This window comes from Pseudomonas sp. R3-52-08 (assembly GCF_003851745.1).
Taxonomy (GTDB): Bacteria; Pseudomonadota; Gammaproteobacteria; order Pseudomonadales; family Pseudomonadaceae; genus Aquipseudomonas.
The window spans coordinates 5,139,681-5,162,004 of the sequence record NZ_CP027730.1; the positions used below are offsets into that span (position 1 = coordinate 5,139,681).

Consider the following 22,324-nt stretch of genomic DNA (forward strand, 5'->3'; position numbering starts at 1 on the left):
TCAATTCCCCTTGTGCTGGATGTCGTCGTGGTCGTTGTCGGTGCCATCATCGGCAGCGGACAGCGGACGGGCCGGTGTGCGTTTCTGGCCAGGACCACCATGGGTCGGCTCAGTGACTTCGTGAATCACAGGCCCTTTGCGCACCAGACGCATCATGTAACCCAGGCCCGCACCGAACAGCGCGAAGTACACCACCACAAACAGCACCAGGGTGATGGTCATCTGCGCCAGGCTATGCCCGGAGGACGCATCCGCCGTGCGCATCAGCCCGTAGACCACCCACGGCTGGCGACCGATTTCGGTGGTGAACCAGCCAGCGAGAATCGCGATCAGGCCGGAGGGGCCCATCCACAAGGCCAGGTACAGGAACGGCTTGGACGTATACATCTTGTCGCCCCGGCGCAGCCACAGGCTGAACAACCCGGTGAAGATCATCAGCAAGCCCAGGCCGACCATGACCCGGAACGACCAGAACACCACGGTCGAATTAGGACGGTCTTCAGGCGGGAATTCCTTGAGCGCCGGCACCTGTTTATCCAACGAGTGGGTCAGGATCAGGCTGCCCAGGTAGGGAATTTCCACCGCGTACTTGGTTTTTTCAGCCTTCATGTCCGGCCAGCCGAACAGGATCAGCGGTGTGGGTTCATTGCCGATGTTTTCCCAGTGGCCTTCAATCGCGGCAATTTTTGCCGGCTGGTGCTTCAAGGTGTTGAGGCCGTGGAAGTCGCCGATCACCGCCTGGATGGGCGCGACGATCAAGGCCATCCACATCGCCATCGAGAGCATCTTGCGGATCGCCGGATTGTCCTTGCCGCGCAGCAGGTGCCAGGCCGCCGACGAGCCGACGAAGAACGCCGTGGCCACGAAGGCCGCAGTAGCCATGTGCGCCAGGCGGTAGGGGAACGATGGGTTGAAGACCACGGCGAACCAATCGGTGGGGATCACTCGGCCATCAACGATTTCAAAGCCTTGGGGCGTCTGCATCCAGCTATTGGATGAGAGGATCCAGAAGGTCGAGATCAGCGTACCGATAGCCACCATCACGGTGGAGAAGAAGTGCAGGTTGCGCCCTACCTTGTTCCAGCCGAACAGCATCACGCCAAGGAAACCCGCCTCGAGGAAGAAGGCGGTGAGCACTTCGTACGTCAGCAGCGGCCCGGTGACGGCGCCGGCGAAGTCGGAGAAGCGGCTCCAGTTGGTGCCGAACTGATACGCCATGACCAGGCCCGAGACCACGCCCATGCCGAAGTTGACGGCAAAGATCTTCGACCAGAAATGGTAGAGGTCGCGGTAAGTGTCGTTACGGGTCTTGAGCCACAAACCCTCCAGCACCGCAAGGTAACTGGCCAGGCCGATGGTGATCGCCGGGAACAGGATGTGAAACGAGATGGTGAACGCGAATTGAATTCGGGCGAGATCTAGCGCCTCCAAACCGAACATAAGTCTTCCTCTGTCAGGTAATACCGGCTGCGGGCTCGGAGCCTGCACCCACTGCCCCCACGGATATGGAGTGTGACGAATTTCAATTCGTTTCTTTTTTTACCCGTCACGTAGGGAATCTGGCCTTTCGGCCGCCAGAACAATCCCGGTGCGGGTGTTGATCTGGATCAAGCATCGTTGAAAGAGTAGTCCCATTTGCGCTGCCCGGTTGTGTGGTCTTTTGCCGCGTGACAGCTTGCCTCACCAGGGTTATTGCAACTATTTGTTACAACACAATGCTAATCTCGCCATTCCTTTCGGTCTCGACCTGTACTCCCAATGCCTAGTGAACCTGCGTTGCTGTTACGTCACCACCGCCCCTTCATCGCGTTCTGGCTGGCGCGGATCTTTACCGCCAGCGGCTTCCAGATGCTGACCGTGGCCATCGGCTGGAACCTCTACCAACTGACTGGCAATGTGCTGGACCTGGGGCTGGTCGGCCTGGTGGAGTTCGTGCCGCGCGTGCTGTTCATGCTGCACACCGGGCATGTGGCCGATCGCTATGAGCGACGCAAAGTCGCTGCCATCTGCCAGACCGTACAGGCGCTGATTGCCCTGTCCCTGGCCATTGGCGGCCTGACCGGCAACGTGACCCGCGAGATGATCTTCATCCTCGCTTTCCTGCTGGGCGCCGCGCGTTCATTCGAAATGCCCACCACCCAGGCATTGCTGCCGAGTATCGTGCCCAGCGCGCTATTCCCCCGGGCCGTGGCCTCGTCGCAATCGGCTCAGCAATTGGCGACCATCGTCGCCCCGGCCCTCGGTGGTTTGCTCTATGCGTTCGGCAGCGTTTGGGTGTACGGCCCGACGGTAGTGCTGTACCTGATCGCCTGCGGCTTGACCCTGAACCTGCCTGCGCGCCAGACGCCGCTGAACAAAGGCAAGGCCACCCTGGATTCGCTGCTGGCCGGGATTCGCTTTATCCGCAGCCGGCCGGACATCCTCGGCGCCATTTCCCTGGACCTGTTTGCCGTGCTGCTGGGCGGCGCCACCGCGTTGTTGCCGGTGTTCGCCAAGGACATCCTGCTGACCGGCCCCTGGGGCCTGGGCCTGTTGCGCTCGGCACCAGCGGTGGGGGCGCTGTTGATGTCGTTGTGGCTGGCGCGTTTCTCGGTGGACCGCAAGGTCGGCCGCGTGATGTTCACCGCAGTCGGGGTGTTCGGCGTGGCAACCATCGCGTTCGGGCTGTCGACCTCGTTCTGGTTTTCCCTGGGGGTGCTGGTGGTGCTGGGCGCGGCGGATATGATCAGCATGGTGATCCGGGCTTCGTTCGTGCAGTTGGAAACGCCGGATGAGATGCGCGGCCGGGTCAGCGCAGTCAACGGCCTGTTTATCGGTGCTTCCAATCAATTGGGTGAGTTCGAATCAGGGATCACCGCCCATTGGTTCGGCACCGTGCCCGCCGTCGTCATGGGTGGGATTGGTACGCTGGTAGTGACCGGGGTGTGGATCAAGCTGTTCCCGACCCTGGCGAATCGAGACCGGATGCATGTGCCGGTAGAAGAGCCCGGGCTGAAGCCCACCGCATAACCTGAGCCTTGAACAGGATAAATGTGGGAGGGGGCTTGCCCCCGATAGCGGTAGATCAGTCACATCATCCTCGACTGATACTCCGTCATCGGGAGCAAGCCCCCTCCCACATGAGTTACGCGGTGTGTTTTAGAGCACTTTGTCCAGGGTGATCGGAAACTCCCGAACCCGTTTACCAGTGGCGTGATAGATCGCATTCGCCACCGCCGCCGCCACCCCGACAATGCCGATTTCGCCCACGCCCTTGGACCCGAGCGCATTGACGATCTCGTCGTGCTCTTGGACAAACACCACGTCAATCTCACCGATATCGGCATTCACCGGGATGTGGTACTCGGCCAGGCTGTGGTTCATGTAGCGACCCAGCTGATGGTCGACCTGGGTCTCTTCGTGCAGCGCCATGCCGATGCCCCACACCACCCCGCCGAGGATCTGGCTGCGCGCCATTTTCGGGTTGACCACGCGCCCGGCCGCAATCGCGCTGACCACGCGGCTGACCTTGATGGTGCCCAAGTCTTCATCTACCCGCACTTCGACAAACACCGCCGAATGGGTGGCCGTGGCATAGCCCTCGCGCTTCTTGTCGGGCTCGCTGTCTATCTGCACCTCAAGCGCGTCCTCGCCGCTGTCCTTGACCAGTTGGGCCAACGACACACTCACGTCGCCGGTGTGCAGTTGGCCGTCTTCAAAGCGCACGGACTCGGCATCCTTGAACACCGGGTAAGTCTGCCGGGCAACGGCCAGCAGTTTGGCGGTCAAGGCCTCGCAGGCTTGCTGCACGGCGGTGCCGACGGACGACACGGTAAACGAACCGCCTTGCAGCGGCGCGGTAGGCAGTGAGGAATCACCGAGCAAAAACACCACGTCCTCCACCGCCACACCGCTGGCCTGCGCCGCGATCTGGGTCATCACGGTGTAGGTGCCCGTGCCGATATCGGTGGTGGCGCTGCTGACGGTGAGTTTGCCGCTCGTATCGAGGCGCGCCTTGGCGCTGGCTTTCATCTGCATGGCTTCCCACACACCACCGGCCATGCCCCAGCCGATCAACTGGCGGCCGTCGCGCATGCTGCGCGGTTCGGGGTTGCGCTGGCTCCAACCAAAACGCTCGGCACCTTCGCTGTAACACTCGCGCAGGGCTTTGCTCGACCAGGGCTTGTCTTCGTTCTGGTTACGTTCGGCGTAGTTGATCAGGCGCAGTTGCACCGGGTCGATGGCCAGGGCGCAGGCCAGTTCGTCCATGGCGCATTCCAGGCCGATCACGCCCAGGGCGGCGCCGGGAGCGCGCATGTCCAGTGGGGTGAAGACGTCCAGCGGCACCAATTTGTAGGTCAATTGCACGTTATCGCAGTGGTAGAGCATGCCGCTCCATTCCACCACGTGTTCGCTGAAATCCTCGAAGCGCGAAGTCTGGCCAATCGCGGTATGCCCCAGGGCCAGCAAGCGCCCGTTGGCGGCGGCGCCCATCTGCAAGCGCTGCAAGGTGCGCGGGCGGTAGCCGAAGGTGAACATCTGTTGGCGGGTCAGGGTCACGCGCACCGAGCGCTTGAGCGCCAGCGATGCCATCACCGCCAGCGGCAATTGGTACTGCGGGCGCAGGCCCGAACCAAAGGCGCCACCGACGAACGCGGCGAAGATGCGTACCTGGCTTTTGTCCAGGCCAAAGACTTTTTGCACATACGCCTGGCAGTTCTGCGGGCCCTGGGTTTTATCGTGGATATGCAGGGTGCCGTCGGGCTGGTACAGCACGGTGCTGGCGTGGGGTTCCATCGGGTTATGGTGTTCGATGGGCGTGCTGTAGTGCAGATCGAGGCTGATGGCGGCACCGGCCCATTCGGCCTGGAAGTTGCCACGCGGCCCGGGCGGCGTCTGAGGTGAAGGGTGAGCCGATTGCTGCTGGGCGATCAGGTCGGTTTCGAAGCCTTCCGCCGCGTATTCGATGTCGACCAGCGAGCCAGCATGCCGCGCCAACTCCAGGTTATCGGCGATCACCAGGGCCAGGGGCTGGCCGCTGTAGAGCACGCGGTCGTTATACAGCGGGCGAAATGGCGAACCGTCGGCAGCATCCGCATCGGCGAACGCATCGTCGTAGCTGGCGATTTTCGGGCGATTGAGGTGATGGATGACCTCCACCACACCCGGCAGTGCCAAAGCCCTGGAGGCATCGATGCGCAGGACACGGCCTTTGGCGATGGTGCTCGACACCACGCTGCCATGCAGCAGGCCGTCCTCGGGAAATTCACCGGCATAACGCGCTTTGCCGGTGACCTTGAGCAGACCGTCGACACGGTCCAGGGGTTTGCCGATGGCGCTCATGGCTGTTCTCCTGCGACCGCAGCGTCGCTCAGTGCACGAATGATTGCGCGGCGCGCCAGCTTGATCTTGAAGCCGTTGTGTTGCAGCGGCTCGGCATCCTGCAGCAGGGCATCGGCAGCGTTACTGAAGGTTTCGCGGCTGACGCTGCGACCTATCAGCGACGCCTCTACCGCGCGGTCGCGCCAGGGTTTGTGCGCCACACCGCCAAGGGCCAGGCGGGCGTCGATGATCTCGTCGCCGTTCAACTCCAACGCGGCGGCAACCGACACCAGCGCGAACGCGTAGGACGCACGGTCGCGAATTTTCAGGTAATGGCTGTGGCGGGCTAGGTTATCGGCAGGCAATTCAATGGCGGTGATCAGTTCGTCGTCGGCCAATTGGTTGTCGCGTTGCGGTGCATCGCCGGGCAGGCGGTGGAAGTCGGCGAACTCGATGACCCGCGCCCCGCCGCGCCCTTCGACATGCACCCGCGCCTCCAGCGCCGCCAGGGCCACGCACATGTCCGAAGGGTGGGTGGCGACGCACTGCTCGCTGGCGCCGAGGATCGCATGGATGCGGTTCAAGCCGGTGCGCGCCGGGCAGCCGCTGCCGGGCTCACGCTTGTTGCACGGCACCGTGGCGTCATAGAAATAGTAGCAACGGGTGCGTTGCAGCAGGTTGCCACCGGTACTGGCCATGTTGCGCAGTTGCGGCGAGGCTCCGGCAAGAATGGCTTGGGACAGCAATGGGTAACGCTGCTCAATCAGCGGGTGCCAGGCCAGGTCGGCATTGCTCACCAGCGCGCCGATACGCAGGCCGCCGTCGGCGGTTTCTTCGATGGCATTGAGCGGCAGTCCGGTGATATCGATCAGGTGTTCGGGGCGGCTGATGTTCTCTTTCATCAGGTCCAGCAGGTTGGTGCCCCCGGCAATGAAGCGCGATGCCGCGCTGCTCAGGTGCACCGCCTCGTGCACGTCGGCCGGTTTGCTGTAATGGAAGGGGTTCATTGCTCACCTCCCCGGTTGCTGCACGCCGGCAGCGCCTCTTCGATGGCCGCGCGGATATTGCTGTAGGCACCGCAGCGGCACAGATTGCCGCTCATCAATTCCTGCACCTGGGCACTGTCGTGGGCGCGGCCTTCGTTGGCCAGGCCGACCGCCGAGCAGATCTGGCCGGGAGTGCAGTAACCGCATTGGAAGGCGTCGTGCTTGATGAAGGCTTGCTGCATTGGGTGCAGCTGGTCGCCGTCGGCCAGGCCTTCAATGGTGGTCAGCTCGGCGCCGTCGCACATTACGGCCAGGGTCAGGCAGGCGTTTACGCGCTTGCCGTCACGCAAGACGGTGCAGGCGCCACATTGGCCGTGGTCGCAGCCCTTTTTGCTGCCGATCAGGTCCAATTGTTCGCGCAGCAGGTCCAGCAAGGTGGTCCAGGGCAACACACTCAATTGGCGATCCTGGCCATTCAAGGTCAAGCGTATCGGGTGGGCGACGAACGGCTGGGCCGCCGCGCCATTGGGGGTCGCGCTCATAAACACCTCACGGGTTGATGTACATCCGCGGCGTTCAGGGAAATCGCCGTCTCAGGGGTACGACTTCCCAGGGTTTTGAGCGTTCAAGCCAATTGATCAGCGGATATTGAGCTGGGCTTTCAGGGTGTTTTGCGGAGGATTGATCGAGGTATTGGTGAACTCGAACCAACCCTGGGCTTGCACGTTGAGGTCAAACACATAGATGTAGCCCATCAGTGTGCCCACGCCGTTACAGGCCTCACTGATGTTGCCCACCTGGCACACCGCCGTGCGCTGCCCGTTCAACTCGGCGCCATTGAAGCGGCCCATCGGGCTGTTGCCCAGGCCGACCTCCATCACCGAGACCTTCGTGGGCCCACGATGCTCGCACATCTGGGTGGTCTGCACACGGTCCGGGATGGCCTCGCTGCACTTCGCCGATTCGACCTTGAACACCCGCACCTCGCTCAAGGCCGGTGCAGCCGCGCCCCACACCGGTGCCGCGCCGAGCCACAGGCCCAGACAAGGGATCAGAGCTAGACTCCACGCGTTGGCTTTTTTCATGCTGTCGATGACCTGCTGTTGAACGTCGGCGCAGTATGCCTCAAGGCCATGCGCCACACAGCCTCGGCTGCTGGTATGATGCGCCGCTTTTTCCGATCCTCTCTGAAGCCACAAGCGCTTGGCGCAGTTTGTGCTTTGACTTAGAGGTCAACAAATCACGACGCAAGATAGCGTCACAGGGAGCCGGCATGCTGGAAAAGCTGTTTCAACTCAAAGCCCACAACACCAACGTGCGCACCGAGATTCTCGCGGGTATCACGACATTCCTGGCCATGGCCTACATCCTGTTCGTGAACCCGAGCATCCTCGGCGAAACCGGCATGGACAAAGGCGCGGTGTTTGTCGCGACCTGCCTGGCGGCGGCCATCGGTTCGACCGTGATGGGCCTGATCGCCAACTACCCGATCGCCCTCGCGCCGGGCATGGGCCTCAATGCCTTCTTCACCTACACCGTGGTCCTGCACATGGGCCACACCTGGCAGGTGGCATTGGGCGCGGTGTTCATTTCGGCGGTGCTGTTCTTCCTGCTGTCGATCTTCCGTATCCGTGAGTGGATCATCAACAGCATTCCCCTGCCCCTGCGCTCGGCGATTGCCGCCGGTATCGGCCTGTTCCTGGCGCTGATCGCCTTGCACAACGCCGGTATCGTGGTCGCAAATCCGGCCACCCTGGTGGGCCTGGGCGACCTGAAACAACCGGCGCCGATCCTGGCCACCCTCGGGTTTGTGCTGATCGTGGCGCTGGAAGCCCTGGCCGTACGTGGTGCGGTGCTGATCGGCATCCTGGCGGTGACCATCGTGTCCATTGTGATGGGCTTCACCCCATTCGGCGGCGTGACCTCGATGCCACCGTCCCTGGCCCCGACCTTCCTGCAACTGGACATCAAGGGCGCGCTGGACATCGGCCTGGTCAGCGTGATCTTCGCGTTCCTGTTCGTCGACCTGTTCGACAACTCCGGCACCCTGATCGGCGTCGCCAAGCGCGCCGGCCTGATGGGCAAGGACGGCCACATGCCGAAAATGGGCCGTGCGCTGATCGCCGACAGTACGGCGGCCATGGCCGGCTCGCTGCTGGGTACTTCGACCACCACCAGCTACATCGAATCTGCCGCTGGCGTGAGCGCCGGTGGCCGTACCGGCTTGACCGCCATCGTGGTCGCGATCCTGTTCCTGCTGGCGCTGTTCTTCTCACCGCTGGCAGCCAGCGTACCGGCCTTCGCCACCGCGCCGGCGCTGCTGTTCGTGGCCGTCTTGATGACGTCCGGCCTGGCCGAAATCGACTGGGATGACATTACTGTGGCCGCGCCGGTGGTAATCACCGCCCTGGCGATGCCCTTCACTTACTCCATCGCCAACGGCATCGCCTTCGGTTTCATCGCCTGGACCGCCATCAAGCTGCTTTCGGGCCGCTACCGTGAGCTGAACCCGGCCCTGGTGATTCTGTCGATTCTGTTCGTGATCAAGCTGGGCTGGTTCAACGCATGACTTTCGACGCCGCACACTACACCGCTCAACTGCAAGACAAGGTCACGCGCCTGCGTGACCTGCTGGCACCGTTCGACGCCCCCGAGCCGCAGGTTTTCGACTCGCCGCTGCAGCACTTCCGCCTGCGCGCGGAGTTCCGCCTGTGGCGCGAAGGCGGCGAGCGCCACTACGCGATGTTCGCCCAGGACGACAAGCGCACGCCGATCCTGATCGAAGCGTTTCCCATCGCCAGCCAGCGCATCAACCAGTTGATGCCGCAGCTCAAGGCCGCCTGGCAAGCCAGTGCCGCCCTGAGCCACAAACTGTTCCAGGTGGAGTTCCTCACCACCCTGGCCGGCGACGCGATGATCACCCTGTGCTATCACCGCCCGCTGGATGAACACTGGCACACCGCAGCGAACAAGCTGGCGGCTGAGCTGAACGTGAGCATCATTGGCCGCTCCAAGGGCAAGCGCGATGTGATCGGCCGCGACTACGTGGTGGAAAAACTCGAGGTCGGTGGCCGCACCTTCAGCTACCGCCAACCCGAAGGCGCCTTCACCCAGCCCAACGGCACGGTGAACCAGAAGATGCTCAACTGGGCGTACGACGCCCTGGGTGATCGCCCGGACGACTTGCTGGAACTGTACTGCGGCAACGGCAACTTCACCCTGCCGCTGGCGACCCGCGTGCGTAACGTGCTGGCCACCGAAATCAGCAAGACCTCGGTGAATGCGGCCCTGAGCAACCTCGATGAAAATGCCGTGGATAACGTCACCCTGGTGCGCCTCTCCGCCGAAGAACTCACCGCGGCCCTGAATGAAGTGCGCCCGTTCCGCCGCCTGCACGGCATCGACTTAAAAAGCTACGCATTCGGCAGCGTCTTCGTCGACCCGCCCCGCGCCGGCATGGACCCGGACACCTGCGAACTGACCCGGCGCTTCGACAACATCCTGTATATCTCCTGCAACCCGGAGACGTTGGCGGCGAACATCGCGCAGTTGCACGACACGCACCGCATTACCCAGTGTGCAATGTTTGACCAGTTTCCGTGGACGCATCATATGGAGTCCGGTGTATTGCTGACCCGCCGATAAGCGCAGGGCACCGCTGAAGAAAATGGGGAGCGAGTTTGCTCGCTCCCCAGCGGACCCTCCCCGCACAAGCGATTAAAAGTTCGATAATCGAACACATCCGCTAGGTTTAATTGACCAAATTAACCAACCAGTACATTTTATCCGCATAACCAATAAGAACTGCGGAGACCCCTCTATGCCACCCATTGTGCTGGTGCTCAACGGCCCCAATCTCAACCTGCTCGGTACCCGCGAGCCTGCCACCTATGGCCACGAAACCCTGGCCGACATCGCCGCCCTGTGTGGGCGCAGCGCGGAAAAGCTCGGGCTGACCATCGAGTTTCGCCAGACCAACCACGAGGGCGAACTGCTCGACTGGATTCACGCCGCCCGCGCCCGTTGCGCCGGGATCGTGATCAACCCGGCGGCCTGGACTCATACCTCGGTGGCGATTCGCGATGCGCTGGTGGCCAGCGAAGTGCCGGTGATCGAGGTGCATTTATCCAACGTGCATGCCCGTGAGGCGTTTCGTCATCACTCCTTTGTCTCGCCCATCGCCAAGGCGGTGCTGGCCGGGTTTGGCAGCCATGGCTACCACTTGGCCCTGGAACATTTCAGCCACTCGTTGAAAGGATGCGCCTGATGAAACCACGCGTTCTCGCCGGCCTGATCGGCGCCGGCATCCAGGCCTCCCGCACGCCCGCCCTGCATGAGCAGGAAGGTGACGCCCAGGGCCTGCGCTACCTGTATCGCCTGATCGACCTGCAAGCGCTACGCCTGGACAGCCACGCCCTGCCCGAGCTGCTACGTGCCGCCGAGCAGATGCATTTCACCGGCTTGAACATTACCTACCCGTGCAAGCAGGCGATCCTGCCGTTGCTCGATGAATTGTCCGACGAGGCAAAGGGCATTGGCGCGGTCAACACCGTGGTGTTCAAAGACGGCAAGCGCATCGGCCATAACACCGATTGCCTGGGGTTTGCTGAGGGTTTTCGACGCAACTTGAATGACGTGCCGCGCCAGCGCGTGGTGCAGATGGGCGCCGGCGGCGCAGGCGCGGCAGTGGCGCATGCGCTGCTGGCCGAGGGCGTTGAACAGCTGAGCATTTTTGACCTGGACAGCCTCCGCGCCCGCGAGCTTGTGGATAACCTCGCCCGGCGTTTTGGCAACGGTCGCGCCCAGGTCGGCAGCGACTTGACCAACGCCATGGCGGAGGCGGACGGCCTGGTCAACACCACACCGATGGGCATGGCCAAGCTGCCCGGCACACCGGTGCCCCCCGCGTTATTACATGCAGGGCTGTGGGTGGCGGAAATCGTGTATTTCCCATTGGAAACCGAGTTGCTGCGCGACGCACGCGCCTTGGGTTGCCGCACGTTGGATGGCGGCAATATGGCGGTGTTTCAGGCGGTGAAGGCGTTTGAGTTATTCAGTGGCGAGGCGGCGGATGCTTGCAGGATGTTGGCGCACTTCCAGAGCATGAATAAGCCACTGTAGAAACCGAAATCCAAATGTGGGAGGGGGCTTGCTCCCACATTGACCGCGTACAGCCAGTTCTCAGGCTTGCAGATAACGCAACACCGACTCGCAGATCATCTCCCGATGCCGCTGCTTGATCGCCTCATCCGACAGTTCAATCTGAAAAATCTCACTGAAGGTATGCCGGTTGGATACACGGTAAAAACTGAACGAGTTGATCAACAGGTGCACATCCAGCGGCTCCAACCCTTCGCGAAACAGCCCCATTTCAGCGCCGCGACGCAGGGTCTCACCGAGCCCCTCGAGGATTTTGCTGTTCATGTCCTTGATCGTACTGGTGCGCTTGACGTACTCGGCGTTGTGGATATTTTCGATGCTGACAATGCGCACGAAATCCACGTTCTGGTCATGGTGGTCGAAGGTGAACTCCACCAGCCGGCGGATCGCTTCGCGCGGCTCCAGGGCCGTGAGGTTCATGCGGGTTTCGGTGTTGCGAATATCGCCGTAGAGCTTCTCCAGCACCTCGACGTAGAGCTGCTCCTTGCTGCCGAAGTAGTAATAGATCATGCGCTTGGAGGTGTGGATGCGCTCGGCGATGGCGTCCACGCGGGCGCCGGACAGGCCCTGCTGAACGAACTCGACAATGGCTTCCTGGAGAATATTCTCGCGGGTCTTTTCCGGATTGTTCTTGCGACTCTTGCGCGGTGCATCTGACACGGCAGAGAGGTCGGGAGTCAGGGTCATGGTGCGCTCACGGCGTTTTTATGCAGGCCCGATTATGGGCCGAGGCGCTCCCCGAAGGAAGCACCTCCCCACCGTTATAAACGCGCCTGACGCACCGCACCGCTGCGCGACTTGGCCATCGCCGCCAAACGCACCGCCACGTTGGCCGCGCCATAACCGGCATAGCCGTTCTTGCGCTGGATGATCTCGAAGAAAAACCGGCCCTCGAAGGCTTCGGTGTAGACATGAAACAGCTCACCGCCCTGGGCGTCGCGGTCGTACAGCACGTTGTAGTACGCCAGTTCGCTGAGGAACTCATCGTCGAAATCAAAGCGTGCGGCCAAATCGTCGTAGTAGTTGAGCGGGATATCCAACAGCGGCACCCCGGCCTCCTTGGCCCGGCGCACCTCGGCGAAAATATCCGCGCAATCGAAGGCAATGTGGTGCACGCCCGAGCCGCGATAGCTCGAAAGCGCGTGGGAAATGGCGGTATTGCGGTTCTCGGAAATATTCAGCGGCAGGCGAATCGAACTGCAGCGGCTGCGCAGTGCGCGGCTTTTGACCAGGCCGTAAGGGTCGGGCAGCACCACTTCGTCATCGGCTTCAAAATCCAGCAAGCTTTTGTAGAACAGCACCCAGCTGTCGAGGCTGTCGGCCGGCAGGGCCATGGCCATATGGTCGATGCGCAGCAAGCCGCCGCTGGCGGTGACGGGTTGCAGGTTGAAATCGGTGTCGTATAGCCCGCCTTCGCTTTGGTCCACCAGGTAAATCAAGCTGCCGTCCGGCGCGCGCACGGCCGCCAACTCCAGCTCATTGGGCCCGACCAGGCCGCGATAGGGCTGGCCCTTGTAGGCCACCGCCCGTTCCAACGCCTTGGCGCTGTCCTTGACCCGAATCGCCGTGGCACACAACGACGGCCCATGGGCCTCGAAAAAGTTGTGGGCAAAGGAATAAGGTTCGCAATTGAGGATCAGGTTGATATCGCCCTGGCGCAACAGGCTCACGTTCTTGGAACGATGCTGGCCGGCCTTGGCGAAGCCCAGGCGTTCCAACCAATGGGTCAGCTTCGCGCCGAGGCTTTCATCCACCGCAAATTCGAGGAATTCGATGCCGTCGTACTCGCTGGCCGCCGGGGTCTCGAACAGGATATCCACGGGCGCGGCGGGTTGTTCCGCCGCCAGGCGCTGGCGGGTTTTCTCTTCCAGGTACAGCAACGAGCGCAAACCATCTGCCGCATTGGCCCGAGTCGGTGCGGCGCGAAAGCCGTCGTTGAAAATCTCCAGGGACAACGGCCCGGTGTAGCCACTCTGGATGATCGGCGCGAGAAACCCAGCCAGGTCGAACTCACCCTGGCCGGGGAAGCAGCGAAAATGCCGGCTCCACTCCAGCACATCCATGGCCAGGATTGGCGCGTCGGCCATTTGCACGAAGAAGATTTTGTCGCCTGGGATTTCGGCGATGGCGCTCGGGTCGCCCTTGAGCGACAAGGTATGAAAACTGTCGAGCAACACACCCAGGCTGGGATGGTCCACCTGGCGTACCAGGTTCCATACCTGCTGCCAGGTGTTCACATGCTTGCCCCAGGCCAGCGCCTCATAGCCGATTCGCAAACCACGGCGGCCCGCGTGTTCGGCCAGCAGGCTGAGGTCGTCCAGCAGGATGCGTTCATCGCCCACGCAATCGGCCGAGGCATTACTGCACACCAGCACCAGGTCGGTGCCCAGCTCCTGCATCAGATCGAATTTGCGCTCGGCGCGCTCGAGGTTGCGCGCCAGACGATCACGGCGGCAGCCCTCGAAGTCTCGAAACGGCTGGAACAAGGTAATGGCGATGCCCAAGTCGGCGCACATCTGCCTGACTTCACGCGGGCTGCCGTCGTAGTACAACAGGTCGTTTTCAAAAATCTCAACGCCATCAAACCCGGCGGCGGCAATGGCTTCGAGCTTTTCCGGCAGTGTGCCGCTCAACGACACGGTAGCGATGGAACGTTGCATGGGTCACTCCCGGCAATTGTTGTTTATGGCAAATTATTCGCCCACAGCCTACACGCGGCAATTAAAATGTACGAACCGGTTAGTTTTTGGTGCGATTATCGAACACTATGCCCCTTTGATGAATTGACGACTTTTTAACCACTGCGCACCATCGACCTTGCACCAAGACCCAGATCACACCATAAAAATTTCAAAAACGGGTACGACCTCATGCCTCTGCAAAATTCCGCCCTGGCCGCGCGCCCCGGCACCCCGCACGCCGGCATCGGCGACAAGATCCGCGGCGCCCTGGCCGTGGGTAAAACCCGCTGGGGCATGCTGGCCCTGGTGTTCTTCGCCACCACCCTCAACTACATCGACCGCGCCGCCCTGGGCGTGATGCAACCGATTCTGGCCAAGGAAATGAGCTGGACGGCGATGGATTACGCCAACATCAACTTCTGGTTTCAGGTCGGCTACGCCATCGGCTTTGTGCTGCAGGGCCGCTTGATCGACCGAGTAGGCGTCAAGCGCGTGTTTTTCTGCGCGGTGCTGTTGTGGAGCCTGGCCACCGGCGCCCACGGCCTGGCCACCTCGGCCGTCGGCTTCATGGTCTGCCGGTTTATCCTCGGGCTGACCGAGGCCGCCAACTACCCGGCGTGCGTGAAAACCACGCGACTGTGGTTTCCGGCCGGCGAGCGCGCGGTGGCGACCGGTATCTTCAACGCCGGCACCAACGTCGGCGCGATGATGACGCCCATGCTGCTGCCGTTGATCCTGCACGTGTGGGGCTGGCAGGCGGCGTTCCTGTGCATGTCGGCGCTCGGGGGTATCTGGCTGGTGTTGTGGGGCTTGAAGTACTACAACCCGGAAGAGCATCCCACCGTTAAACAATCCGAATTGGACTACGTGCAACAGGAAGTCGAGCCGGAACAACCCCGCGTACCGTTCAGCCGCATCCTGCGCATGCGCGGCACCTGGGCCTTCGCGCTGGCGTACTCGCTGACCGCGCCGGTGTTCTGGTTCTACCTGTACTGGCTGCCGCCATTCCTGAACCAGCAATACAACCTGGGCATCAACGTGACGCAGATGGGCATTCCGCTGATCATCATCTACCTCACCGCCGACTTCGGCAGCGTGGGCGGCGGCATTCTGTCCTCGTTCCTGATCGGTCGCGGGATGAACTCGATCAAGGCACGGCTGCTGTCGATGTTCTTGTTCGCCTGCTGCATCGTCGGCGTGATCATGGCGGCCGGCTCCAGCCAATTGTGGGTCGCGGTGTTCGCCATCTCCCTGGCCATCGGCGCGCACCAGGCCTGGACCGCCAACATCTGGAGCCTGGTGATGGACTACACGCCCAAGCACATGATGAGCACGGTGTTCGGCTTCGGCGGCATGTGCGCGGCCATCGGCGGCATGTTCATGACCCAGATCGTCGGCCATATCCTCACCGTAACCAACAACAACTACACGCTGTTGTTCACCCTGATTCCGGCGATGTATTTCATCGCACTGGTATGGATGTACTTCATGGCGCCGCGCAAGATTCCTACGGTAGAGGTGTAATCAACGCCGCCGCTGCTGCCAGGCAGCGGCCAAGCCGCTCATGCAGATCACCCCGATACCGACCACCGTGGTCATGTCGGGGGTATGGCTGAACACCAGCCAACCCAACAACCCCGCAAACACGATCTGGCAATAGCCGAACGGCGCCAGCAAGGCCGGCGCCGCGAAGCGGAACGCCTGGGTGAGCATCAAGTGCGCGGTCATCCCACAGGTGCCCAGCGCCAGCATCATCACCCCATGCCACAGGGTCGGCACCTGCCAGAAGAACGGCACCATCGCACTCATCACCAGGGTGTTGCACAGGCCGGCGAAGAAGTTGCTGGTGGTGGGGCTGTCGTATTGGCTGAGGATGCGCGTGAGCAGTTGGTAGAAGCAGAAGAACAGCGCCGAGCACAGTGGCAGCAGCACCGCCGGGGTGAACAGCTCACCGCCCGGATGGATGATGATCACCACGCCGACAAACCCGCAGATCACCGCCAGCCATTGGCCACGCGTGACGTGCTCGCCGAGCAGGGGCACCGAGAGCGCGGTCACCAGGATCGGCGCAAGGAAGTTCACCGCCGTGGCTTCCGCCAACGGGATGTAATGCAGCGCTGTGGTGAAGAACAGGCTGGTGCCCAACAAGCACAACGCCCGCACCACCTGCATCCCCGGCCGTTTGCTGCGCAGCACGCGCAGGCCCGATTGCGGCAGGAAGATCCCGGCCATCAGCAAGGTGTGCACCATGTACCGCGCCCACACCACCATCACGATCGGGTAGAACCCGGCCAGGTATTTGGACAGGGCGTCGTGGCTGGAGAACAGGAACGTCGCCAGCACAATCAGCAGGATGCCTTTGAAGGGATGGTTGACGCCGGAAAGCGGGGTACTGACAGTCATTGAATTCTCTTGTGTGGCGAGCTGAATACGGTGGCACTCAACCGAAGTAATCTAGCAGCCGGGCATGCGTCTGCCCCAAGAGCATAACCAAACACCGGGCGAACAGCGCACTAAATCAGTGGATTTGAGTCCAACCCTGCACGCGCGCCCCGGCGTTGCACACTTTTTAATCAAGGCCCTGCCGCTATGAAAAAAATCCTGTTTGCCCTGTCTGCCCTCGCCTTGCTCTCTGCCTGCGATAAAACGCCGAAAGAAGCCCCCAAGCCCGCCCCCGCGTCCGTGCAGGCGACCCTGGTACCGGAAACCCCACCCACCGATAAATGGGTCGGCAAGTGGATCGGCGTCGAAGGCCTGAACCTCACCATCGCCAAGGACGACAGCATCGGCCGCGGCCACTACCTTCTGACCATGCAGTATGGCCTCGATGCCGACGCTTCGGGCACGTTCAAAGGCCAGGCAACCGATGACGGCATCGCCTTCACCCGCCCGGACGGCCCGCAGGTGCTGCGCGCCGGGGATGGCGCAGCCACTGGCTTGAAATGGCTGGCCGATAAAAAAGACTGCCTGATTGTCGCCAGCGGCGAAGGCTATTGCCGTTAACTACGACCATACTCCATCCATATTTTTGCCGGACCGTTAACAAGAGGATTGCCCCATGCTATGGAAAAAAGGCCGACGCAGCGACAACGTGGTGGATGCCCGCGATGACAGCGGCGGCGGCGGTGGCGGGATGCGCTTCGGTGGCGGCAAGGGCCTGAGCCTGACCGCTATCGTGTTGATTGTCGGCATCGGCTGGCTCACCGGCCAGGACCCGATGCAGATCCTCGGCCAATTGACCGGCCAGATGGAGCAGGCGCCGTCGGTCAGCACGCAATCGCGTCAGGCTCCGCCGGCCAACGACGAGCAGGCCGACTTCGTGCGCGCGGTGCTGGGCGATACCGAAGACACCTGGGGCCACGTGTTCCAGGAGAACGGCCTGGCCTACAAGAACCCGAAACTGATCCTGTTCCGTGGCCGGGTGAACTCCGCCTGCGGGGGCGCCACCTCGGCCAGCGGCCCGTTCTATTGCCCGGCTGACCAGCAGGTGTACCTGGACCTGGATTTTTTCCGTGAAATGTCGCAACGCTTCCAGGCCGCCGGCGATTTCGCCCAGGCGTATGTGATCGCCCACGAAGTCGGGCATCACGTACAAACCCTGCTTGGCATCTCGTCCAAGATCCAGGCCGCGCGCCAGCAGGGCCGGCCGATGCAAGGCGACGGTGGCCTGCTGGTCCGCCAGGAGCTGCAGGCTGACTGCTTTGCCGGCGTCTGGGCCAACCGCGCGCAAAAACGCCTGGACTGGCTGGAACCCGGCGATATCGAAGAAGCACTGAATGCCGCCAACGCCATCGGCGATGACCGCCTGCAGCAACAGGGCCAAGGGCGCGTGGTGCCGGACTCGTTTACCCACGGCACGTCGGCTCAGCGCGTGCGCTGGTTCAAGACCGGCTTCGCCCAGGGCCAGATCTCCCAATGCGACACCTTTACGGCCAAGAGTCTTTAAATGCATAAACGCGTGGGCTGGCTGCTGGCGTGGTTGATGTCCTGTTCAGCGTTGGCTGCCGAACACGGCGTCAACCTGGTCAGCCCTGAGCGTTTTCATGTGGATGCGGGCGAGCTCAGCCTGGGCCTGAGCCAGGATTGGCGCCAACCGCTGCCGGAGGTCACGCGGGCGCTGATTATCGTGCATGGCCGCCTGCGCAATGCGCAGACCTATCTGAAAAGCGGTATCGATGCCGCCGCCCATGCTGGCGTTGGGGCACATGTGCTGGTGATCGCGCCGCAGTTTCTCAACCAGTCGGACATTAAACGTCACCACCTGGATGACCAGGTGCTGCGCTGGAAGGGCAATGACTGGATGGCTGGCGCGCCGTCCATCGGTCCGGGCCGGGTCAGCTCTTTTGGCGCTCTCGACCAGATCATCAAGCACCTGGGCAACCGCACCCTGTTCCCGGCGCTCAAGGAAATCGTCGTCGCTGGGCATTCCGGTGGCGGCCAGGTGGTGCAGCGTTTCGCGGTCACCGGCCACCCGCACCCGATGCTGCAGACCGAAGGCATCCGCCTGCGTTATGTGGTGGCCAACCCATCGTCCTACGCCTACTTCAGCCCACAGCGGCCAGTGCCGTTTGAAACGGCGAGTTGCCCTGGCTTCAACGAGTGGAAGTACGGCATGCAAGGCCTGCCGGATTACGCCAAGGGCCAGGGCGCCGAGCAACTGGAGCAGGCTTATGTTTCACGCGATGTCACTTACCTGCTGGGCCAACAAGACACCGACCCCAACCACCCGGCGCTGGATAAAGGCTGCGAAGCCGAAACCCAGGGTGCGTATCGGCTGATTCGTGGGCACAACTATTTTGACGCCCTCAAGCAGCGGCATCCGCAGTTGGGTCATAGGCTGGTAGAAGTGCCTGGGGTTGGGCATGACGGGGATAAAATGTTTACCTCGCCGCATGGGCAGAACGTGTTGTTCCCGCACTGACTGAAGAAACCGGATTAAAAATGTGGGAGGGGGCTTGCCCCCGATGGCGGTGTGTCAGCCAGCACATATTTAGCTGACAGACCGCTATCGGGGGCAAGCCCCCTCCCACATTTGATCGTCATTGCCTGGGCTGGATCATCTGGCGCAATACCGTGCAATCCTCGGCATGCCAATCCGCCAACTCGGGCCACGGGTTATCCGGCAGGTTCACCAACACCGTCCGCGCACCGGCCGCCCGGCCGCAATCCAGGTCAAAGCGGTAATCGCCCACCATCACCATCTCGCTCGGTGCGACATCCCAGGCCGCCGCCAGCTTCAGCAAGCCGCCCGGATCCGGCTTGGGCGGTGCGTCCTCACGCCCTAGCACGTCTTCGGCGGCAAAACAGTCCGCCAGGCCAATCGCTGCCAGGGTGACATGCGCCAGTTCCTGCGCGTTGCGCGTCAAAATGCCCAGGCGATAACCGCGTCCGGCCAGCTCGCGCACCAGGTCCACCGCGCCCTCGGCGGCGACCGAACCCAGCGCCAGTTCGCGCTCGTGTTCCAGCAACCAGGCGTGCTTGGCCGCCGCGATATCCACCGGCAACGCGGCAAGGTGCGTGAGAATATCGTCTTCGGCGGGAATCTCCAGCGCCACGCGGATGGCCGCGAAATCATGCACGGCCACCGTGAGGGTGCCGTCCATGTCAAACACCCAATGCCGGACGTCGGCCAGGCTCATGCCCAGTCCTTGCGATGGCGAATCAAGCCTTCCTGGGTCACCGACGCCACCAGTTGCCCGGCGCGGTTGTACACGCTGCCCCGGGAAAAACCTCGGGAATTGCCGGCCCATGGGCTGTCCATGGCATACAGCAACCAGTCATCGGCGCGCAGATCAGCGTGGAACCACAGCGCGTGGTCGAGGCTGGCGACCTGCATGTCTTTGTGCCACACGGTCTTGCCATGGGGCAGCAGCGAGGTGGTCAACAGGCCGAAGTCCGAGGCGTAGGCCAGCAGGTATTTATGCAACGCCGGCGCATCGGCCAGGGCGCCGTCGGCACGAAACCACACGTACTTGACCGGGTCGGACGGCTGCGGGTTGAACGGGTCTTTTTCGGTCACCGGGCGCACTTCGATGGGCTTGGGGCACAGCAGCTTGTCGCGCATATGCTCGGGGATCAGGTGCGCGCGCTGCTGGGTCAGCTCCAGCTCCGACGGCAGGTTCTCCGGGCCGACCACCACGGGCATGGTGGTCTGGTGTTCGAAACCTGCTTCGTCGTACTGGAACGAGGTGGTGCAGGTGAAAATCGGGTGGCCCTTCTGGATCGCCGTGACGCGGCGGGTGCTGAAACTGCCGCCGTCGCGCACGCGGTCCACCGAATACACCACCGGCAACGCGGCGTCGCCTGGACGCAGGAAATAACCGTGCAGCGAATGTACGTGGCGCGCTTCTTCGACGGTCTGGCTGGCCGCCGACAGCGACTGGCCGAGCACCTGGCCACCGAACAATTGGCGAAAACCCAGGTCCTGGCTGCGGCCGCGAAAGAGGTTTTCCTCGATCGGCTCCAGGGTCAGCAAGTCCACCAGATCTTCCAATACTTGGCTCATAGAGCAACTCCTAAACTCGATAGGGCATTCCGGGCTGCTTATCCGTGCAGCGTGTCCAACCATTGGGCGCGGGTGATGCGGTATAAAACATGCGGACGCAGCAGGTCATCGGCTGCGACCTTGGGGTGTTCGAAATCTGCCTGCGGATCGTAATGCATACCGATGGCCTGCATGACTTTTTGTGATGGCAGATTGGCCTCGGTGGTGAAGGCGACGACCTCATCCAGGCTCAAGCGATCGAAACCACAGCGAAATGCGGTCCAGGCCGCCTCGCTGGCGTAACCCAGGCCCCAGTGCTCGCGAGCCAGACGCCAGCCGATTTCCACCGCCGGGGTGAAATTCGCTTCAAAACTGACGTTCTGCAGCCCGGTGAGGCCGATGAATTCACCGGTGTCCTTGCGCTGCAAGGCCCAAAAGCCAAAACCATATTCGGCGAAGTGGCCGCGGATCCGGCCAATCAGTGCAGCGCTTTCCAGGTGGCTCAATTTAGCCGGGAAATAACGCATCACCTGCGGGTCGGCGCACATCTGCGCAAAGGCCTGCAGGTCGCTGTCACGCCATTGGCGCATGATCAGACGTGCGCTTTCCAATTCCAGTATCGGCTCCATGGGTCCCCTCCCTTGCCATGTGCGTGAGTGTACAGCGCTGGTAAGATCCGACGCAGATTCCAGTCAGAAAATCCCATGCCCTTGCCATTGATCTACCACGATGACTACAGCCCCGAGTTCCCGGCGGACCACCGCTTCCCCATGGACAAGTTTCGCCTGTTGCGCGATCACTTGGTGGATAGCGGCCTGACCGAGGACAGCCGTTTGCTGCGCCCGCAGCTGTGCCCGCCAGAGATTCTGGGCCTGGCCCATGAACCTGGGTATATCGAACGCTATATGAGCGGCGAGTTGTCTCGCGAGGACCAACGGCGCCTCGGCCTGCCGTGGAGCGAAGCCCTGGCGCGCCGCACCGTGCGTGCGGTGGGTGGCTCGATCCTCGCGGCGGAGCAGGCGCTGGAGCACGGCCTGGCCTGCCACCTGGCCGGGGGCACCCATCACGCCCACTACGATTACCCGGCGGGCTTTTGCATCTTCAATGACCTGGCAGTGATCAGCCATTACCTGCTGGCCAGCGGCCGGGTCAACCGTGTGCTGATCTTCGACTGCGACGTACACCAGGGCGACGGCACCGCGCGCATCCTGCATGACACGCCGGACGCCATCACTGTATCGCTGCACTGCGAAAAAAACTTTCCGGCGCGCAAGGCGCAGAGCGACTGGGACATTCCGTTACCGATGGGCATGGGCGATGCCGACTACCTCAAGGTGGTGGATGACGCGCTCAACTACCTGCTGCCGCTCTACCAGCCGGACCTGGTGCTGTACGACGCGGGCGTGGACGTACACAAGGACGACGCACTCGGCTACCTCAAGCTGACCGATGCCGGCGTCGCCGCTCGCGATGAAAGCGTGATGCGTCACTGCCTGGGCCGCGACATTCCGCTGATGGGCGTGATCGGTGGCGGCTACAGCAAGGACCGCCCTGCCCTGGCCCGCCGCCACGGCATCCTGCACCACAGCGCGCAGCGCGTGTGGACGTCATCAGGTTGTCATTGAACTGTGGACGTTACCCACAATGCCTGTGGAACCAGCTGTGGATAACTTGAGCGTAACGGTCTGAAAGCGGTTAGCCGTATGGCTTGT

General features: G+C 62.2%; 21 protein-coding genes. 10 read left to right on the forward strand and 11 right to left on the reverse strand.

Going from position 1 to position 22,324, the window contains the following annotated elements:
• A complete protein-coding gene (locus tag C4J91_RS23645; RefSeq protein ID WP_124364496.1) occupies positions 1–1,440 on the reverse strand; it encodes a cytochrome ubiquinol oxidase subunit I in 1,440 nt (479 codons plus the stop codon).
• Between the two features lie 318 nt (positions 1,441–1,758).
• Here C4J91_RS23645 and C4J91_RS23650 point away from each other — a divergent pair, with 318 nt between their 5' ends.
• Complete coding sequence (locus C4J91_RS23650; protein WP_124364497.1) at positions 1,759–3,009, forward strand: MFS transporter; 1,251 nt, start codon at positions 1,759–1,761, stop codon at positions 3,007–3,009.
• Positions 3,010–3,138: 129 nt separating this feature from the next.
• On the opposite strand, the gene C4J91_RS23655 is transcribed toward C4J91_RS23650, so the two are convergent.
• The 4 genes from C4J91_RS23655 to C4J91_RS23670 all read right to left on the reverse strand — a co-directional run bounded on the left by C4J91_RS23655 (position 3,139) and on the right by C4J91_RS23670 (position 7,372).
• Positions 3,139–5,322, reverse strand: a complete 2,184-nt coding sequence (locus C4J91_RS23655) for a xanthine dehydrogenase family protein molybdopterin-binding subunit (RefSeq protein ID WP_124364498.1) — start codon at positions 5,320–5,322, stop codon at positions 3,139–3,141.
• Positions 5,319–6,308 (reverse strand): xanthine dehydrogenase family protein subunit M, encoded by a 990-nt coding sequence (locus tag C4J91_RS23660; RefSeq protein WP_124364499.1) that lies wholly within the window; start codon positions 6,306–6,308, stop codon positions 5,319–5,321. Before C4J91_RS23660 ends, C4J91_RS23655 begins: the two co-directional genes overlap by 4 nt.
• Positions 6,305–6,829, reverse strand: a complete 525-nt coding sequence (locus C4J91_RS23665; protein WP_124364500.1) for a (2Fe-2S)-binding protein — start codon at positions 6,827–6,829, stop codon at positions 6,305–6,307. The genes C4J91_RS23660 and C4J91_RS23665 overlap by 4 nt, the downstream gene beginning before the upstream one ends.
• A gap of 96 nt (positions 6,830–6,925) precedes the next feature.
• Positions 6,926–7,372 (reverse strand): DUF4879 domain-containing protein, encoded by a 447-nt coding sequence (locus C4J91_RS23670; protein WP_124364501.1) that lies wholly within the window; start codon positions 7,370–7,372, stop codon positions 6,926–6,928.
• Between the two features lie 188 nt (positions 7,373–7,560).
• On the opposite strand from C4J91_RS23670, the gene C4J91_RS23675 reads away from it, so the two are divergent.
• From C4J91_RS23675 to C4J91_RS23690, 4 genes are all read left to right on the forward strand, one after another.
• Positions 7,561–8,856, forward strand: a complete 1,296-nt coding sequence (locus C4J91_RS23675; RefSeq protein WP_124364502.1) for an NCS2 family permease — start codon at positions 7,561–7,563, stop codon at positions 8,854–8,856.
• Complete coding sequence (gene trmA, locus C4J91_RS23680; RefSeq protein ID WP_124364503.1) at positions 8,853–9,932, forward strand: tRNA (uridine(54)-C5)-methyltransferase TrmA; 1,080 nt, start codon at positions 8,853–8,855, stop codon at positions 9,930–9,932. The genes C4J91_RS23675 and trmA overlap by 4 nt, the downstream gene beginning before the upstream one ends.
• Before the next feature lie 175 nt (positions 9,933–10,107).
• Positions 10,108–10,554 carry a type II 3-dehydroquinate dehydratase gene (aroQ, locus tag C4J91_RS23685; protein ID WP_124364504.1) on the forward strand — a complete coding sequence of 149 codons (447 nt, stop codon included), beginning with the start codon at positions 10,108–10,110 and terminating at the stop codon, positions 10,552–10,554.
• A complete protein-coding gene (locus tag C4J91_RS23690) occupies positions 10,554–11,408 on the forward strand; it encodes a shikimate dehydrogenase (protein ID WP_124364505.1) in 855 nt (284 codons plus the stop codon). Before aroQ ends, C4J91_RS23690 begins: the two co-directional genes overlap by 1 nt.
• Positions 11,409–11,468: 60 nt before the next feature.
• Here the strand turns inward: C4J91_RS23690 and C4J91_RS23695 are convergent, their stop codons facing one another.
• Both C4J91_RS23695 and quiC read right to left on the reverse strand, forming a co-directional pair.
• Positions 11,469–12,134, reverse strand: a complete 666-nt coding sequence (locus C4J91_RS23695) for a TetR/AcrR family transcriptional regulator (RefSeq protein WP_124364506.1) — start codon at positions 12,132–12,134, stop codon at positions 11,469–11,471.
• A 74-nt stretch (positions 12,135–12,208) separates the two neighbouring features.
• On the reverse strand, positions 12,209–14,107 hold the full coding sequence (quiC, locus tag C4J91_RS23700; protein ID WP_124364507.1) for a 3-dehydroshikimate dehydratase QuiC: 1,899 nt from the start codon (positions 14,105–14,107) through the stop codon (positions 12,209–12,211).
• 210 nt (positions 14,108–14,317) lie between these two features.
• Here quiC and C4J91_RS23705 point away from each other — a divergent pair, with 210 nt between their 5' ends.
• Positions 14,318–15,652: an MFS transporter gene (locus C4J91_RS23705; protein ID WP_124364508.1), complete on the forward strand. Its 1,335-nt coding sequence runs from the start codon at positions 14,318–14,320 to the stop codon at positions 15,650–15,652.
• On the opposite strand, the gene C4J91_RS23710 is transcribed toward C4J91_RS23705, so the two are convergent.
• Positions 15,653–16,531 carry a DMT family transporter gene (locus C4J91_RS23710; protein WP_065935812.1) on the reverse strand — a complete coding sequence of 293 codons (879 nt, stop codon included), beginning with the start codon at positions 16,529–16,531 and terminating at the stop codon, positions 15,653–15,655.
• A 186-nt stretch (positions 16,532–16,717) separates the two neighbouring features.
• Here C4J91_RS23710 and C4J91_RS23715 point away from each other — a divergent pair, with 186 nt between their 5' ends.
• The 3 genes from C4J91_RS23715 to C4J91_RS23725 are packed head-to-tail and all read left to right on the forward strand — an operon-like array spanning position 16,718 to position 19,049.
• Positions 16,718–17,131 (forward strand): lipoprotein, encoded by a 414-nt coding sequence (locus C4J91_RS23715; protein ID WP_124364509.1) that lies wholly within the window; start codon positions 16,718–16,720, stop codon positions 17,129–17,131.
• 55 nt (positions 17,132–17,186) lie between these two features.
• Positions 17,187–18,074: a neutral zinc metallopeptidase gene (locus C4J91_RS23720; protein WP_124364510.1), complete on the forward strand. Its 888-nt coding sequence runs from the start codon at positions 17,187–17,189 to the stop codon at positions 18,072–18,074.
• A complete protein-coding gene (locus C4J91_RS23725; protein WP_124364511.1) occupies positions 18,075–19,049 on the forward strand; it encodes an alpha/beta hydrolase in 975 nt (324 codons plus the stop codon). It abuts the gene before it with no gap.
• Positions 19,050–19,167: 118 nt separating this feature from the next.
• Here the strand turns inward: C4J91_RS23725 and C4J91_RS23730 are convergent, their stop codons facing one another.
• Genes C4J91_RS23730 through C4J91_RS23740 form a run of 3 tightly spaced genes read right to left on the reverse strand, consistent with a single transcriptional unit; the run spans position 19,168 to position 21,241 of the window.
• Positions 19,168–19,767 (reverse strand): HAD family hydrolase, encoded by a 600-nt coding sequence (locus C4J91_RS23730; protein ID WP_124364512.1) that lies wholly within the window; start codon positions 19,765–19,767, stop codon positions 19,168–19,170.
• Complete coding sequence (gene tesB / locus C4J91_RS23735) at positions 19,764–20,633, reverse strand: acyl-CoA thioesterase II (RefSeq protein WP_124364513.1); 870 nt, start codon at positions 20,631–20,633, stop codon at positions 19,764–19,766. The genes C4J91_RS23730 and tesB overlap by 4 nt, the downstream gene beginning before the upstream one ends.
• Positions 20,634–20,671: 38 nt before the next feature.
• Positions 20,672–21,241 (reverse strand): GNAT family N-acetyltransferase, encoded by a 570-nt coding sequence (locus C4J91_RS23740; protein WP_124364514.1) that lies wholly within the window; start codon positions 21,239–21,241, stop codon positions 20,672–20,674.
• 75 nt (positions 21,242–21,316) lie between these two features.
• On the opposite strand from C4J91_RS23740, the gene C4J91_RS23745 reads away from it, so the two are divergent.
• Positions 21,317–22,237, forward strand: a complete 921-nt coding sequence (locus C4J91_RS23745; protein WP_124364515.1) for a histone deacetylase — start codon at positions 21,317–21,319, stop codon at positions 22,235–22,237.
• The last annotated feature ends 87 nt before the right edge of the window (positions 22,238–22,324 follow it).